The following is a 15,597-nucleotide window of genomic DNA, read 5'->3' as shown; positions in this document are numbered from 1 at the left end:
GTCATCAGCCCGAGACTGGCATGGGCTTAACCCATGCGTCAAATCGGGATCAGCTGTCGTAGTCGATCGCGTGACGCAGCTGCTTTTCGTATTCCAATGCTTTGCCCGTACCCATCGCAACGCAGTTCAGGCTTTCATCTGCAATCGAAACGGCAAGACCAGTCTGTTCGCGAAGGGCAAGATCCAGATCCCCCAGCAGCGCTCCGCCACCGGTCAGCATGACGCCGCGATCCACGATGTCTGCGGCCAGATCGGGCGGCGTTGCTTCCAGCGCGGTCATCACGGCCTCGCAAATCTGCTGGACGGGTTCCGCGAGAGCTTCGGCCACCTGGGCTTGCGAAATCTCGGTTTCTTTCGGGACACCGTTCAACAGGTCACGGCCACGGATCTGCATCGACTGGCCGCGGCCGTCGTCGGGCATGCGGGCGGTGCCGATCGAGGTTTTGATGCGCTCTGCAGTGCTCTCGCCGACCAACAGGTTCTGCTGACGGCGCAGATAGTTGATGATCGCTTCGTCCATACGGTCTCCACCAACGCGGACCGAACGGGCATAGACAATGTCGCCCAGCGAAAGAACAGCAACCTCTGTGGTTCCGCCGCCGATGTCCACGACCATGTTGCCGGTTGGGTCGGTGATGGGCATGCCAGCGCCAATCGCGGCAGCAATGGGCTCGGCGATCAGGCCCGCGCGGCGCGCACCTGCCGAAAGAACCGACTGGCGAATGGCGCGCTTTTCAACCGGCGTTGCGCCATGCGGCACACAGACGATGATCTTGGGCTTGGAAAAGGTCGAGCGTTTGTGAACCTTGCGGATGAAGTGCTTGATCATCTCTTCGGCTGTGTCGAAGTCTGCAATCACACCATCGCGCATCGGGCGAATGGCTTCGATTGACCCCGGCGTCCGACCAAGCATCAGCTTTGCGTCTTCGCCCACGGCCAGCACTTTTTTGACGCCATCTTTGACGTGATACGCGACCACAGAAGGTTCCGACAGGATCACGCCCTTGCCTTTGACGTAGACCAGCGTGTTGGCCGTCCCGAGGTCGATTGCCATGTCAGAAGTAAACAGGCTGCCCAGATTTCCCAGCATAAATGTAAAGTTCCCGCAGAAATTCAAAAAGGGCCTGCGACTCCCCGGGTGCAGACCGGGCTTTCTTATAGTCGGCCTCCCCCCATTACGAAAGACCTCAATCCCTTCATATCAGCGCGATTTCGCCGGTTTTTTTGCATGGTACCCCGTCACATCTGTGACGCTTGGTTTCTTAAAGCCGTAAATTCAGAAACCAAGGCTCAGATTGAAGACCAGTCCAGCGTCTCCGACATTGGCACCGTGATAGCGCAGATCGGCGGAAACGCGGTCACTGAGAACGTAGCTTGCACCCAGTTGCCAATACTCGGTGCCCAAACTGTCAGAAGCTCCGTAGCGTCCCAAAGCCGTAATCTTGTTAGAGATATTATAGGATCCATCCAGATACCGATGAACGTCACCAGTGTCGGGATCCACGCCGAGAAATCCCCCGATCACACCGCGATCGGCAATTGGATAGGACAAGTCGAGACGAACTTCGCTGCAGCAATATCCGGTGGAGTCATAGGTATATCGCGCCACGCTGACATCCCAATTAAGGTCATAGCCGGTGGTACTGCGATATCCGAGGTAGTAGTCAAGCTCCCAATCGTCGGGGCCCAGATCGACAGTTGACCCCCAGAAACTAAAGTAAAATCCGCGGCTTTCGACCTCGAACCACGGCTGGATCGCGGGCTTGTCATCACTTTGCGTGACGCCGGCGAAGACGTAGTTCGACGTGAAATCGATACCCCAAGACCAGTTGACGTCTTGCGCCGACGCAAGCGTCGCGGTTGAAATCACGGCGGCGGCAAATCCGAGCTTTGAGATGAGGTTGGCCATTTGGCATTCCGTGATCAATTGTGAGTCCAGCTTTGCCTAGAATGTAGTTTTTGTCCACAGGATCATAGATTTAGGTTTGTTGTTTGGCCCCTGTAAAACGAAAGAGGCCACCCAAATGGGCGGCCTCTTCCGGTCATATCCCTTAGAATGTCAGGTGACGTCGCGATACGAAATTTCCCGCGTATCGACGCCTTCGCCCATTTTGCCACGCCGCACAATCAAGCGGTTCAACGCGTGAATATAGGCTTTGGCCGAGGCAACAACCGTGTCTGTATCAGCCGATTGACCGGTGGCGATGTTGCCATCTTCCTCAAGACGCACCGAAACGGTGGCTTGGGCATCAGTACCTTCGGTGACTGCGTGCACCTGATAAAGCTGCAAATGCGCGTCATTGGGGTGCACTTCGCGCACCGCCTTGAAGGCCGCATCTACGGGGCCGTCCCCCTGACAAATAGCGGTTTTGTTTTCGCCGTCGACCGACATGACCATAGTTGCCTCCGCAGGGCCACCGGTGCCGCATGCGACGCGCAAGGTCACCAGTTTCAGATGATCATTCTCCGTGTCGCCACCTGTGCGCACGAGGGCAATGATGTCGTCGTCGAAGACCTCTTTCTTACGATCTGCGAGGTCTTTGAAGCGGACAAAGACGTCTTTCAACTGGTTGTCGCCAATGTCAAAGCCCAGATGCTCCAGCTTGTCACGCAAGGCGGCCCGGCCCGAGTGTTTGCCCAATGGCAATGACGTTCCCGAGAGGCCCACGTCTTCGGGGCGCATGATCTCGAATGTCTCTTTGTTTTTCAGCATGCCATCCTGGTGAATGCCGCTCTCATGAGCAAAGGCGTTCTTGCCAACGATGGCTTTGTTGAATTGCACAGGAAAGCCCGACACGGTGGCCACCCGGCGCGAGATGGCCATCAGCTTTGTGGTGTCGATATCTGTCGTCCAGGGCATGATGTCGTTGCGTACTTTCAACGCCATCACCACTTCTTCCAGTGCTGTGTTGCCCGCGCGTTCACCAAGTCCATTGATGGTGCATTCGATCTGGCGCGCACCTCCGGCTACGGCCGCCAAAGAGTTCGCAGTCGCCATCCCAAGATCATTGTGACAATGGGTGGCAAACACCACTTCATCGGCGCCCGGTACAGTTTCGATCAGATTGCGGATCAAATCAGCACTTTCGACCGGCGCAGTGTAGCCCACAGTATCAGGGATATTGATCGTTGTGGCGCCAGCTTTGATTGCGATCTCGACCACACGGCACAGGTAATCCCACTCGGTCCGGGTGGCGTCCATCGGTGACCACTGCACGTTTTCACACAAATTGCGCGCGTGGGTGACGGTCTCGTGGATCTTGTCGGCCATCTCATCCATGGTGAGGTTTGGGATGGCGCGGTGCAGCTCGGACGTTCCGATGAACGTATGGATGCGGCTCTTTTCAGCGTGTTTGATCGCCTCCCAACAGCGGTCAATGTCGGCGAAGTTGGCACGGGCCAAACCACAAATGCGGCTGTTCTTAGAGCGGGTCGCAATTTCGCTTACAGCGCGAAAATCACCTTCCGAGGCAATCGGGAAACCTGCTTCGATGATATCGACACCCATTTCGTCCAGCATCTCAGCAATTTCGAGCTTTTCTTCGTGGGTCATCGTGGCGCCGGGGCTTTGCTCGCCGTCGCGCAATGTCGTGTCAAAAATCAAGACGCGGTCTTGTTTGCTAGTCGTAGTCATTTTGAAATCTCTCTTATTTCTCCAGAAGCCTAGGCGCGAAGCGGCATCCTCTGAGCGGTCGCGCCAAAGACCGGCACGCTCAGAGGCGGGCTAGTAGGAGAAGGTCGGCCAGAATCGCAGCGCGGGTGCGCTGTGCGGGTGCTGCGATATGGGCCTTGGTCATCATGAGAGCGATTAATACATGCCCAAAACGAAATGAAAAGTGCAAAAGCCGCGTTCTCTTTTGCATCTGTCGGTAAACAAAAGGGGGGCTCAGACACTGGTCCTCGCCTCAACGTGGCCTATCTAGCGTACCTATGAAGAACGTATTGCTGATCGGTGCAAGCGGCGGAATAGGCGCCGCGTTGCGCTCAAAGCTGGAGGACGCTGGTGCTCAGGTTACAGCCCTGTCCCGATCCAGCGGGTTGGATTTCCACGCCCCTGAGACCATCGAAACGGTTCTGTCAGAGTTGTCGACCGGTTTCGATGGCATTCTGGTGGCCAGCGGTGCGCTGAGTGTCACCACGGCGCGCCCGGAGAAATCCTTGTCAGAACTTACGTCCGAGGAACTGACGGCTCAGTTTGCGGTCAATACGATTGGGCCTGCAATGGTATTGCGCCTTGCGCCACGTTTGTTGCGGCGGGATGCGCACTGTGTCTTTGCGGCAATCTCGGCCAAGGTCGGTTCGATTGGCGACAATCGTCTGGGCGGCTGGTATTCCTATCGCGCGTCCAAGGCGGCCTTGAACCAGATCATCCGTACAGGCGCGATCGAGTTGGCACGCAGCCATCGACAGTCAATTTGCGTAGCGTTACATCCAGGTACGGTCGATACGGCGTTCACACAAAACTATCCGGCGCATAAGAAAACCGCGCCTGAAACAAGCGCGGCCAATCTCTTGAAGGTTTTGAATGGGCTAAGCCCTGCCGACACCGGCCAGTTTTACAACTGGGACGGCACTCAGCTGCCTTGGTGACTACCCGTCGTTGGCCAGCGCTCCGTTTTGCCAGTTGCCTGTGGCCTCCTGGCCTGTGGCATAGCGCATGGTGCCTTCGCCTTGACGCTTACCCGCTTTGAACATGCCTTCGTAGATGTCGCCATTGGCGTATGTTGCCACGCCGCTGCCGCTGATCTCGCCAGCTTGCCATTCGCCTGCATAGGTGAACCCGTCTGGCATGACGATTTCGCCAATGCCTTCGCGCTGACCGTTTGCGAACTGGCCTTTGTACTCAGTGCCATCCGGATAAGAGGCCGTTCCCATGCCTTCGCGTTGGCCGTTGACCCAGTTGCCTTCGTATCGATAGCCGTCTTCATAGGTCATGATGCCAAAACCGTGGTTCTTGGCGTTCAGGAATTCTCCGTCATAAACCAAGCCGTTAGCGTAAATGGCTTTCCCCGATCCTTCGATCACGCCTGCGACCCAGGCTCCTTCGTATGACGAGCCGTCGGGGTAGGTGATTTTGCCGATCCCATCTGCAAGATCATCACGGAACTGGCCGACGTAGACAGACCCATCGGGATAGGTCACGGTGCCTTCGCCTTCGATGCGCCCCGCAACCCAACCGCCAACATAGTCATATCCGTCGGCACCTCGGAAGGATCCTTGGCCGTGGCGTTTATCGGCCTCAAAGGCCCCTTCGTAGACGTCGCCGTTGGCGTAAATCACACTGCCCTGACCTTGACGCTGACCGCCGGCCAACTCGCCTTCATAGACATCGCCGTTGGGCTGAGTCAGCTTGCCAGTGCCTTCGATCTGACCCGCGCGCCATAGCCCCTCGTACACAAGGCCATCGCGCATGGTCAGGGTGCCCTGACCATCACGTTCCCCTGCAACAATATCGCCAAGATAGGTGGCGCCGTCAGGATAGGTGATTTCGCCCATGCCCTCTTTGACACCGTTGACCCAATCGCCGCTGTAGATATAGCCGCCGGGGCTGGTCATCACGCCCTTGCCGTTGTGCATGGCATTCATAAAGCTGCCTTCGAACCGCACACCATTGGCATAGATCGCAACGCCGTTGCCGGTGATTTTGCCGTCAGCCCATTCGCCCTCATAGGTGCCGCCGTCGGTAAAGGTGATCTTGCCGATCCCTTCGGGCTTGCCCTTGGCGAACTCGCCTTCATAAACAGAGCCATTGGGAAAGCGCGCCATGCCCTTGCCCTTGATTTCGCCGTCGATCCAGTCGCCAACATATTCGTAGCCATTTGGCAGACGATAGGTCCCGGTGCCATGTTGCAGGCCACCTTTGAAAGTGCCCTCGTAAACACCACCATCATCATATTGTTTGGTGAGAATTTCGCCCTCTTGCGCCAACACCGGCAAGGCAAAACTGCCCGCTGCCAAGATGGATGCGAAAGTGAATGCCCGAGTTCTGCTCATCTTATTCTATCCCCAAGGGTTTACCCCAGCCGCTGCCACGTCTTTTGCAAAATCCTAAAGCAGGGCCGCGCGGCAGGCAATGTCTTTTGGGCGTTTGACCTTTTCCTCTCGTGCACATCTGCTAAATCTTCGTGCGAAGACGTGACAGGAGGCTGAGAATGCCCGAGCGATTCCGACTGACAATGGCTCAGGCCAACCCAACGATGGGTGACCTGGAAGGCAACGCTGCCAAGGCTTTCGCAGTCTGGCAAGAAGGCAAAGACGCAGGGTCAGACCTCGTTGCGCTGCCTGAGATGTTCATCACAGGCTACAACGCACAAGATTTGATCCTGAAACCTGCTTTTTACCTTGCCGCGATGGCGCGGATCGAAAAACTGGCTGCGGAATGCGCGGACGGGCCTGCCTTGGCCATTGGGGGACCGCTGTTCGAGGATGGCACACTCTACAACGCGTATTTCATCTGCCGTGGTGGCAAGATCGTACATCGCCAGCGCAAGCATCACCTGCCAAATTACACCGTCTTTGACGAGGAACGCCTGTTCGCGCATGGCCCGCTTGGTGGGCCGTATGACGTGAATGATGTTCGTGTGGGCTCGCCGATTTGCGAAGATGCCTGGTTCGAGGACGTTTGCGAGACTCTCGAAGAGACCGGCGCGGAAATCCTCTTGGTGCCCAATGGATCGCCCTATTACCGAGACAAATTTGACCGCCGCATGAACCACATGGTTGCCCGCGTGATCGAAACCGGTCTACCGCTGGTCTATATCAACATGGTTGGTGGACAGGACGATCAGGTCTTTGATGGCGGTTCTTTTGTGCTGAATCCAGGTGGTGAGCTGGCGGTTCAACTGCCGGTCTTCGATGAGATGACAGTCCATGTGGACTTTGAGCGCACTGCCGACGGTTGGCGAGCAGAGCATGGGCAGAAAGCCATGCTTCCCGCGGGCGAAGAACAAGACTATCGCGTCAGCGTCGAAGCCTTGCGCGACTACATGGGTAAAACTGGGTTCAAGAAGGTCTTGCTAGGCTTGTCTGGGGGCATCGACTCGGCGTTGGTGGCGACGATCGCTGTCGACGCGCTTGGCGCAGAGAATGTACGCTGCGTGATGCTGCCTTCGGAATATACGTCGCAAGGGTCACTGGATGACGCCAAGGACATCGCAGAGAGACTGGGTGTTCGATACGATTATGTCCCGATCAAAGAGGGGCGACAGGCGATCACCAACACTTTGGCGCCTTTGTTCGAGGGCACCGAGGCTGGGCTGACCGAGGAAAATATCCAGTCGCGGCTGCGCGGCCTCTTGCTGATGGCCCTCTCGAACAAGTTTGGCGAAATGCTTTTGACCACGGGCAACAAATCCGAGGTCGCAGTGGGCTATGCCACGATTTATGGAGACATGGCGGGCGGATACAATCCGATCAAGGACATGTACAAGATCCGCGTCTTTGAAACCTCGCGCTGGCGCAACGCGGTGCATCGAGACTGGATGATGGGGCCTGAGGGTGAGGTCATTCCTGTGTCGATCATCGACAAGCCACCCTCGGCCGAGCTGCGCCCGGATCAAAAGGACGAAGACAGCCTGCCGCCTTACGAGGTGTTAGACGCGATCCTGTACATGCTGGTCGACGAGGACAAATCCGTGGCTGACTGCGTGGCAGCCGGATACGACCGCGCCACTGTGAAACGGGTCGAGCATCTGATCTACATCTCGGAATACAAGCGGTTCCAGTCGGCCCCCGGCGCCCGCCTGTCGAAAAAGGCCTTTTGGATGGACCGCCGTTATCCCATCGTGAACCGGTTCCGCGACGAAAGTTAAAAATGACACCCGGAAGGGTTGGACAGGTCCCCTTGCGCGCCTAGTCTCTGTTCAAAGCGAGGCGCGAGGGACCATCATGGAAAAATTCGGCAAAAGCCAATCGGTGACGCGAGTCGAAGACCTGCGGTTTTTGACGGGGGAGGGGCGTTATGTCGATGACATTGCTCCACCAGAGGCTTTGCACGGGGTTTTCCTGCGGTCTCCCGTGGCCCATGCGGTGATTGCCGAGCTTGACATCGGCGACGCGCAAGAGGCCGACGGGGTGCACGCGGTGCTAACCATCGACGATCTGGACGCGGCAGGCATGAACACAGCGATGTTTGCCGTGACGGTCGACAATCAGGATGGCAGTAAAGGTGCCAACCCCAACCGCGCCATGCTGGCCCGCGACAAGCTGCGGTTTGTCGGCGAACCCGTGGCGCTGGTGGTGGCCGAATCCCTGGATCAGGCGCGCGATGCGGTTGAGATGATCCTGTTGGATTACGATGACCTGCCCGCGAAACTGGACCGTGAAGTGGGCGGTGAAGCCATCCACACGGATGTCCCCGACAATCGCGCTTTTGATTGGGGTATGGGCGATAAGGCCGCAGTTTCAGCGGTGTTTGACGCGGCCGCGCATGTTGTCTCTCTTGAGATTGACGACAACCGGGTGATCGTGAATCCGATGGAACCCCGTGGCTGTTACGCCGAATGGGATGGGGATCGGCTGCATGTTGCGGTCAATGCCCAAGGGGTTTGGGTTCCCAAGAACCAACTGGTCAGCGCCTTCAAGCTGGACGCCGAACAGGTGCGCGTCACCAATCCTGATGTCGGCGGTGGTTTTGGTCTCAAAGGCATGGTGCATCCCGAGATGTTCTCGGTTGCGCAAGCCGCCCGCCATTTGGGGCGCCCTGTGCGTTGGATGTCGGACCGGACCGAGGCGATGCTGGGCGACAACGGTGCCCGTGATCTGACATCGGTGGCCGAGATGGCCTTTGATGCGGACCACAAGGCCATAGGCTATCGTGTCCATTCCAAGTGCAATCTGGGCGCCTATAACTCTCAGTTCGGGCAGTTGATCCAGACGCGCCTTTTCAGCCGCGTTCTGATGGGGGTCTATGACGTCCAAAACACTTGGCTGCGGGTCGAAGGCATCTTTACCAACACCGCACCGGTTGACGCCTATCGTGGGGCAGGGCGCCCCGAGGCGATCTATGTCCTTGAACGCCTGATGGATCGCGCCGCACGTGAGCTTGGCGTCGACCCTTGGGCGTTGCGACGCAAGAATTTCATCGCACCTGACGCCTTTCCTTACGCCGCATCAACTGGAGAAACCTATGACGTCGGGGATTTCTCGCGCGTTCTGGAAGCCGTTGGAAAACTGGCCGATCACGCGGGCTTTGCGGCCCGCAAAGCCGCCAGCGTGGCGGCAGGCAAACTGCGGGGGCAGGGCTTGTGTTACTATATCGAAAGCATTCTGGGGGATGCTTCCGAAGGCGCAAAGGTTGAGTTTAACGAGGATGGCACGGTGTCGATCTACGTAGGCACGCAAAGCAATGGTCAGGGGCATGAAACGGTCTACGCCCAGTTCCTGTCGGATCAGACGGGCATTCCCGCCCATCTGATCGAAGTGGTGCAGGGCGACAGCGACCGCATTGCCCAAGGTGGTGGCACCGGCGGGTCACGCTCGGTCACTACGCAAAACAGCGCCACGCTTGCGACCGTGGACAAAATGATGGCGGCCTTCCGTCCCTATCTGGCAGACAAGCTGGGGGTTGATGAAGACGGGATCGGCTTTGACGACGAGCGCTTCCGCGCCGAAGGCTCAAACGAGACGCCCACGGTTCTGGAGGTCGCAGAGATGGCCCGTGCTGACGAGCGTCACGATCTTTTGACCCATCAGGAACGTATGACATTGCCGGGTCGGTCCTTTCCCAATGGTGCCCATGTATGCGAGGTTGAGGTGGACCCAGAAACTGGCCAAATCACTGTTGATCGCTATACAGTGGTTGATGATTTTGGCAATCTTATCAACCCGATGCTGGCTGAGGGGCAGGTCCACGGTGGCATTGCTCAGGGGATCGGCCAAGCCTTGATGGAACATGTGGGGTATGATGAAGACGGCCAACTGCTCACGGCAACGTTTATGGATTATGCGATGCCAAGGGCGGCGGACGTGCCTATGTATGTGTTTGACACCGAACCGGTGCCATCCACGGCCAACATCATGGGTATGAAAGGCTGTGGCGAGGCTGGGACGGTCGGGGCAATGGCAGCCACGGCCAACGCGGTGCAAGATGCGTTATGGGAGCGGGGCGTGCGGCAGGCCGATATGCCTTTCACACCGCTTCGAGTTTGGGACATGTTGAAGGATGGATCTGAAAGGGCTTAAAAAACGTATCTCTGGATGGTTCGGTGGCCGGTTGTGGTCAGACCATACCAAGACGCGTGGACGTGGGCAGCAAACCCATGTCATCATCCTTGATGGTACGATGTCCTCGCTTGAGCCGGGCAAAGAAACCAACGCCGGGCTGACCTATCGCCTGTTGCAGGAAATGAACGGGAGCGTGACGCTCTATTATGAGGCAGGCGTTCAATGGTCCAGTTGGCGCTCTGCACTGGACGTGATGATGGGGCGGGGCCTGAACCGGCAAATTCGTCGGGCCTATGGGTTTCTTGCTTCACGATATCGCCCCGGTGATCGGATTTTCCTGATGGGGTATTCTCGCGGCGCCTTTGCGGTGCGATCATTGGCTGGCGTCATTGACCGGGTTGGCCTGTTGCGGGCATCTTGCGCGACTGAGCGCAACGTGCGTCAGGTCTATCGGCTGTATGAGGCCAATCCCGATGGGGACGCGGCGCAGGCCTTTGCGCAAGAGCACTGCCACCCCGAAATTGAGATCGAAATGATCGGTGTCTGGGATACGGTCAAAGCCTTGGGGCTGCGCTTGCCCCTGTTGTGGCGGCTAACCGAAGACCGGCATGCCTTTCACAACCACCATCTTGGCGCGTCCATCAAACATGGGTTTCACGCGCTCGCCTTGGATGAAACCCGCGAAGTCTTTGAGCCGGTTCTTTGGGAGTGCCCCGAAGGGTGGGGCGGACGGGCCGAACAGGTTTGGTTCCCCGGAGCGCATGGAGACATAGGCGGACAGCTTGGCGGGTTTGATGCGGCGCGCCCACTTTCAAATATTCCTCTGGTCTGGATGCTGGAAAAGGCCGAAAGCTGTGGCTTGTCACTGCCTCCGGACTGGCGATCACGCTTTGTCACGGACCCTGACGCGCCCGCCGTTGGCACCTGGCAAAACTGGGGGAAATTGTTCCTCTTTCGCAAGAAGCGCAAGATTGGTCAGGACGTGTCCGAAAGCCTGCACGAAACTGCCGAACAGGTCGTGAACCCAGAAGGTGCCTCGCAGGCCAGTTGATTGGTGCTCAGCCTAGGTGTCGTGCCAAACCACCATGTCATCCAGCGTTGCCCGACCCGTGCGAAAGCCGTTGGCCGGATGGGCCGTGTCTTCGAATCCAAAGGAAATTGCCGCCAGAACCAGCTGATCTTCCGGAATTTCAAAATGCGCGCGTACGGTATCCGCATAGTAGGCCAGCGCCGCCTGCGGAATCGTGGCGACGCCCTGGGCTTGCGCGCTAAGGCAAAAGGCGGTGATGAAGCCGCCGCAATCCAAGGCGCCGTAAGCACCCAGCTCAGCCGCTGACGTGATTAGGGCAACATGCGGCGCGCCAAAAAACGCATAGTTCTCGCGCATTTGTGCGGTCCTGGCCTCGCGATCGCCACGCGCGATCCCCACAGCCTCATAAAGTTGGAAGCCGCATATCTGGCGACGCTCTTTTCGGGTCCCGCTATAGCCTTTGGGGGGATCAAAGTCGGTGTTGGGCGCTTGGGTGTCAAAGGCTTCCAGCATCACTTTGCGAAACGCCTCGGTCCCGGCGCCCGATGTGACATGAACCTGCCACGGTTGCGCGTTGCACCAAGACGGCACGCGGCCCGCATCGCCTAGGATTGTGCGGATGGTGTCCGCCGGAAGCGGGTCGGGTTTGAAACCGCGGCAAGAAAAGCGATCCTGTAGCAGCGATTGTAGAGCGGTGTGATGGGTCATTGGCCTATTGGTTTTGCGCGATCAAGAAGCCGATCATGCCTGCGAGAATAGCCCCAAGCAAGACTGCAAAGACGATTTTCCACGTCGACCAGGGGCGTTCGCCCTGGACCTTGCCGGATTGTCCGTTCACCACGAAGCGATAGGTTTTGCCGCGGTATTTGTAGGCAGCCATCCAGACCGGCAGCAGGATGTGCTTGAATGTCACGTCGCTGACCTTGGTCGACATCTGGTGGATTTGCTGGCGGTCGCCTCCAATGTCAAATCGGACATCGCGTTCGATGATACGATCCATGACCTTCCTTGCCTCGTCATAGCCATCATCCACCGCAATGGTGTAACCCTCGGCTCCAAAACCGGCGAGAAACTCTGGACTGTAGGGTTGCAAATGGCTCAAGTCCCAAGGTTCAAGCGCATCCGTGTAGCTTTTGGGCAAAGCCCGTGAGGCCAAAATCAGCACGTCGTCAAAGAACCTGCCCACGCGACCGGCGACTGGCGACCAACGGATTTTTTGCACTTGTCTTTGTTGGCGTTTGCCATCGACCATCACCGTTTTCGTTGCATAGTAGACCGTGCCGCGCTGGCCGGTGTATCGGGTTTTGGTATCGGCATCATAGGTCCAGTAGGGCACGTAGATGCCCGACATTTTACGCCCCTTGCGGGCATATTCCTTGAGCCCGTTAGGTGCAAACCACAACCGGCCCAACCAATTTGACATTGCGTCATGCGCCGCCCGCTCGCGCAGAGCAAAGGGCAAAACCGCGCGTGGCTTGATATGACGATGCGTGCCGGTATCGGCCACCACGGGTGTTGCGCAAAACGGGCACTCGGTGGCGTGGGCTGCCGCGTCGAATGCCACCTCGGCCGCACAGTTGGGACAGGCCGTGACACGTGTCTCTTCCATGTCCTGCGCGGGAAGCTGGTCGTTCAGGGCCTTGCGAAAATCCAGCTCTCGAATGACCGGCGCGTTGCCTGACTGCATCTGCGTCGCGTGACCACAATGATCGCAGATCAGTGTCGCGTTGCCCGGATCAAACCGATAGTCCGCGCCACATTGCTCGCAGGGAAAGCGGTGCGTTTCCTCGGGTGCAGGTGGGGATGGCGGTGTCGCGGACATGAGATTTCAGGCCTCCGGCGGGAGTATTTTTTCCAAAATGAAGGCACAAGAGGATTTGTGCAATGGTTGGTGTCGAGATGAGCCGTGCAAAGTCGCGAGCGAGAGGGTCACGGAGATTCAGGTGGCGCATGGACAACGATGCGAAACTCGATACGGGCGCCGGGACCACGCAACCCGGCAACTTCGACAGCAGTCCAGGCGGGCAAGGGTTCCTTCAGGATGGCACGTAAGTTCGCATCAACGGCTTCAAAGTCTGCATCAATGTCGGTGTGATAGCTTGTCAGTTCTACCACGGCCTCTGGCCCAACCCCTGTGGCCGTCAGGATCTCAACGACCTTTCTCAGCGCGTTTTGACATTGTTCCGATATTCCGTCCGGCATGCTGCCATCTGGGGCACTCCCAGTGGCGCCTGTCAGAAACAAAAAATCACCCGCACGGACCGCCGGAGAGAAACCGGTCGCAGCCACGGCCTCTCGTAGCGAGTCCGGGGAAACTAAGTCTCGCACGTGTCAGGCGCCAGGCGGAGGCGGCGGCAGGATCGTAAAGAGTTGCGCCAGTTCGGCGACATCCTCGGCGCGTTTCCAGCCGTCCTGACCGGCGGTCCAGACATAGGTTTCGCGGGTCAGCTCTCCCGAAGTGGCCATGCGACCCAAGGCGGCTTTGGAAAACGGACCCTTGGTCAGGCCGTTTTCTGCCGTGTGCCAGACATGTTCAACCGGTGGCGGGGGCGGCGGTGCAGCGGCGGCTTGTGGGGCAGGGGTCGTGGCAGGGCGGGCGCCCCAGGGGCCGGCCATCTGCTGCGCCATCGCGATCCCCATACCGGCGCCCATTCCAGCGGCCATACCGCCTCCTGAGGGGTTTTGCGCGGCAGCTGTCATGGCTTCGGCGGCGGAGAACTGCGTGTACTTACCCAGATCGCCCACGATGCCAATCGAGGTGCGTTTGTCCATGGCTTCTTCGACAGCCGGGGGCAGCGAAATGTTTTCAATGTAGAGTTCGGGCATCGACAGGCCATAAGCCGCGATCGTCCCAGAGATTTCCGCGGCCACCAGCTTGCCCAGATCGGCGGTGTTGGCGGCCATGTCGAGAACCGGAATGCCCGAGCCTGCGATCACCCGTGAGAACTCTTGCACGATCACGTTTCGGATTTGGAAACTGATCTCGTCCATTGTGAATTCGCCGTCCGTGCCAACAATCTCGGTCAGGAAACGCGCTGGATCAGTCACGCGGATCGAGTAAGTTCCATAGGCGCGCAGGCGTACGGGGCCAAACTCGGGATCGCGGCAGATGATCGGGTTCTTGGTGCCCCATTTCAGATCGTTGAACCGGGTTGTGTTGACGAAGTAGATCTCGGACTTGAACGGCGACTTAAACCCATGATCCCAGTGATTGAGCGTCGTCAGGACGGGCATGTTGTTGGTCTCGAGCATGTAGAGGCCGGGGGTGAAAACATCGGCCAGCTGTCCTTCGTGGACGAAGACGGCGGATTGCCCCTCGCGAACGGTCAGTTTGGCGCCATATTTGATCTCGTGGCCCTCACGCTCAAAGCGCCAGACCATTGTGTCGCGGGTGTCGTCCACCCAATGAATGACGTCAATGAATTCACCGGTCAGAAAATCGAAAATACCCATGGAATTAAGTCTCCTTTTGGGGTCAGTACAGGCGTCCCGCTTTTTCGCGGGCCATAAGATTGATAACGGGTCGGGCTTCGGTCAGCGTCATACCAATCGCAAGGCGGGGATCATACAGCATCGACAACAATGCTTCGTCGTGTGTCGTTAAAAGTGCGAATTCATCGTCATCGTTAAAGATCGAGGGGCGTGCATTGGGGCTGTCATTGGCCAATCCCAAACCTTGGGCAATTTCCTCGTGATAACAGGTTTTGCGCAAGAGATCAGGGTGTTCTGAACGCACCAAGGCGACAGCTTGACCATAGTCGTTATTGTTTCCACCGCTTGGAAAGGCGGCCACGAGGCAATGAATGTCGCGTGGTGGGTTGGTAAAGACTCGAATGGTCGAATTGCCAGCGTTCGGGATCAGCTGGCGAAGGCGGGTTTCCAGTTGGGCCTTGTCGTCTTCGCCCATGACCAGAACGTGAAAATTTGCCCGGGTGCTCGACATGCTTATCGAATGCCCTGTCACGCCCGCCAGGCGCTGGACGTAGGCAGAAACATCGGCCTGATCCTGAGAGCGTTGTGCATTAGGGACGGAGTTTCCAAATTCCAGCGCAACGCGCACTGGGCGGGACCAGCGTCCCAATTGACCCGCTCCGCCGGAAGATTTTCGCAATCCTGCGCCACGGACATACTCGTCAAAAAACGCAATCTGTTCGAAGTTTCGCGCTAACATGTCCGGCGTATAGGGTGTGTCCGGCCCTCCGCCATCGGTACGTAGCAAGCCACGCGCCAAAAGATCTTGTTGAACATCTGCGTAATAGGCCGTCAAAGCCGCGCTTTGGCCTGAGGGTTGTGTTACAGAGGGCTTGGGTTTGGTGGTGTCACTCGCGCCGGGAGACAGTCCGTCACAGGCCGCGAGAGCAGCCAGCAACAGACCAAAAAGGGACGCGCGCAACAAGTTCAAG

At 57.8% G+C, this 15,597-nt stretch carries 13 protein-coding genes; 4 read left to right on the top strand and 9 right to left on the bottom strand.

Annotated features, from left to right (window positions below; translation table 11 throughout):
* Positions 1–49: 49 nt before the first annotated feature.
* The 3 genes from Q0932_RS13280 to Q0932_RS13270 form a co-directional block, all read right to left on the bottom strand.
* Positions 50–1,090, bottom strand: a complete 1,041-nt coding sequence (locus tag Q0932_RS13280; RefSeq protein ID WP_299353782.1) for a rod shape-determining protein — start codon at positions 1,088–1,090, stop codon at positions 50–52.
* 186 nt (positions 1,091–1,276) lie between these two features.
* Positions 1,277–1,909, bottom strand: coding sequence for a TorF family putative porin (locus Q0932_RS13275; protein ID WP_299353779.1), 633 nt, complete (start codon positions 1,907–1,909; stop codon positions 1,277–1,279).
* Between the two features lie 150 nt (positions 1,910–2,059).
* The gene (locus tag Q0932_RS13270; RefSeq protein ID WP_299353776.1) at positions 2,060–3,634 is read right to left on the bottom strand and encodes a 2-isopropylmalate synthase; all 1,575 of its coding nucleotides are present in this window, start codon (positions 3,632–3,634) and stop codon (positions 2,060–2,062) included.
* Between the two features lie 296 nt (positions 3,635–3,930).
* Between Q0932_RS13270 and Q0932_RS13265 the strand changes: the two genes are divergently transcribed.
* On the top strand, positions 3,931–4,590 hold the full coding sequence (locus Q0932_RS13265) for an SDR family NAD(P)-dependent oxidoreductase (protein ID WP_299353773.1): 660 nt from the start codon (positions 3,931–3,933) through the stop codon (positions 4,588–4,590).
* Here the strand turns inward: Q0932_RS13265 and Q0932_RS13260 are convergent, their stop codons facing one another.
* On the bottom strand, positions 4,591–5,994 hold the full coding sequence (locus tag Q0932_RS13260) for a 2-isopropylmalate synthase (RefSeq protein ID WP_299353770.1): 1,404 nt from the start codon (positions 5,992–5,994) through the stop codon (positions 4,591–4,593).
* Between the two features lie 158 nt (positions 5,995–6,152).
* Between Q0932_RS13260 and Q0932_RS13255 the strand changes: the two genes are divergently transcribed.
* The 3 genes from Q0932_RS13255 (at position 6,153) to Q0932_RS13245 (ending at position 11,215) form a co-directional block, all read left to right on the top strand.
* Positions 6,153–7,811, top strand: a complete 1,659-nt coding sequence (locus Q0932_RS13255) for an NAD+ synthase (RefSeq protein WP_299353767.1) — start codon at positions 6,153–6,155, stop codon at positions 7,809–7,811.
* A 76-nt stretch (positions 7,812–7,887) separates the two neighbouring features.
* The gene (locus Q0932_RS13250; protein ID WP_299353766.1) at positions 7,888–10,182 is read left to right on the top strand and encodes a xanthine dehydrogenase family protein molybdopterin-binding subunit; all 2,295 of its coding nucleotides are present in this window, start codon (positions 7,888–7,890) and stop codon (positions 10,180–10,182) included.
* Positions 10,163–11,215, top strand: coding sequence for a DUF2235 domain-containing protein (locus Q0932_RS13245; protein ID WP_299353763.1), 1,053 nt, complete (start codon positions 10,163–10,165; stop codon positions 11,213–11,215). The genes Q0932_RS13250 and Q0932_RS13245 overlap by 20 nt, the downstream gene beginning before the upstream one ends.
* A gap of 12 nt (positions 11,216–11,227) precedes the next feature.
* Here Q0932_RS13245 and Q0932_RS13240 read toward each other — a convergent pair whose 3' ends face one another.
* The 5 genes from Q0932_RS13240 to Q0932_RS13220 all read right to left on the bottom strand — a co-directional run bounded on the left by Q0932_RS13240 (position 11,228) and on the right by Q0932_RS13220 (position 15,596).
* The gene (locus Q0932_RS13240; RefSeq protein ID WP_299353760.1) at positions 11,228–11,902 is read right to left on the bottom strand and encodes a nitroreductase; all 675 of its coding nucleotides are present in this window, start codon (positions 11,900–11,902) and stop codon (positions 11,228–11,230) included.
* A gap of 4 nt (positions 11,903–11,906) precedes the next feature.
* Positions 11,907–13,016, bottom strand: a complete 1,110-nt coding sequence (locus Q0932_RS13235) for a TFIIB-type zinc finger domain-containing protein (RefSeq protein WP_299353757.1) — start codon at positions 13,014–13,016, stop codon at positions 11,907–11,909.
* A 107-nt stretch (positions 13,017–13,123) separates the two neighbouring features.
* Positions 13,124–13,522: a Rid family hydrolase gene (locus tag Q0932_RS13230; protein WP_299353755.1), complete on the bottom strand. Its 399-nt coding sequence runs from the start codon at positions 13,520–13,522 to the stop codon at positions 13,124–13,126.
* 3 nt (positions 13,523–13,525) lie between these two features.
* Positions 13,526–14,647 carry an SPFH domain-containing protein gene (locus tag Q0932_RS13225; protein WP_299353752.1) on the bottom strand — a complete coding sequence of 374 codons (1,122 nt, stop codon included), beginning with the start codon at positions 14,645–14,647 and terminating at the stop codon, positions 13,526–13,528.
* A 22-nt stretch (positions 14,648–14,669) separates the two neighbouring features.
* Positions 14,670–15,596, bottom strand: a complete 927-nt coding sequence (locus Q0932_RS13220) for a DUF2927 domain-containing protein (RefSeq protein WP_366141415.1) — start codon at positions 15,594–15,596, stop codon at positions 14,670–14,672.
* Between the last annotated feature and the right edge of the window lies 1 nt (position 15,597).

The sequence above is a fragment of the uncultured Shimia sp. genome, assembly GCF_947498095.1.
Taxonomy (GTDB): Bacteria; Pseudomonadota; Alphaproteobacteria; order Rhodobacterales; family Rhodobacteraceae; genus Shimia.
The sequence above is the reverse complement of the archived record's forward strand: the minus strand, read 5'-3'. Positions and strand labels throughout refer to the sequence as shown.

Excerpts from the sequence above, each read along its gene's own strand:
- Q0932_RS13250 (WP_299353766.1), top strand. The coding sequence starts at position 7,888 with ATGGAAAAATTCGGCAAAAGCCAATCGGTGACGCGAGTCGAAGACCTG.
- Q0932_RS13255 (WP_299353767.1), top strand. The coding sequence starts at position 6,153 with ATGCCCGAGCGATTCCGACTGACAATGGCTCAGGCCAACCCAACGATG.
- Q0932_RS13280 (WP_299353782.1), bottom strand. The coding sequence starts at position 1,090 with ATGCTGGGAAATCTGGGCAGCCTGTTTACTTCTGACATGGCAATCGAC.
- Q0932_RS13270 (WP_299353776.1), bottom strand. The coding sequence starts at position 3,634 with ATGACTACGACTAGCAAACAAGACCGCGTCTTGATTTTTGACACGACA.
- Q0932_RS13260 (WP_299353770.1), bottom strand. The coding sequence starts at position 5,994 with ATGAGCAGAACTCGGGCATTCACTTTCGCATCCATCTTGGCAGCGGGC.
- Q0932_RS13235 (WP_299353757.1), bottom strand. The coding sequence starts at position 13,016 with ATGTCCGCGACACCGCCATCCCCACCTGCACCCGAGGAAACGCACCGC.
- Q0932_RS13265 (WP_299353773.1), top strand. The coding sequence starts at position 3,931 with ATGAAGAACGTATTGCTGATCGGTGCAAGCGGCGGAATAGGCGCCGCG.
- Q0932_RS13245 (WP_299353763.1), top strand. The coding sequence starts at position 10,163 with ATGGATCTGAAAGGGCTTAAAAAACGTATCTCTGGATGGTTCGGTGGC.
- Q0932_RS13240 (WP_299353760.1), bottom strand. The coding sequence starts at position 11,902 with ATGACCCATCACACCGCTCTACAATCGCTGCTACAGGATCGCTTTTCT.
- Q0932_RS13275 (WP_299353779.1), bottom strand. The coding sequence starts at position 1,909 with ATGGCCAACCTCATCTCAAAGCTCGGATTTGCCGCCGCCGTGATTTCA.
- Q0932_RS13225 (WP_299353752.1), bottom strand. The coding sequence starts at position 14,647 with ATGGGTATTTTCGATTTTCTGACCGGTGAATTCATTGACGTCATTCAT.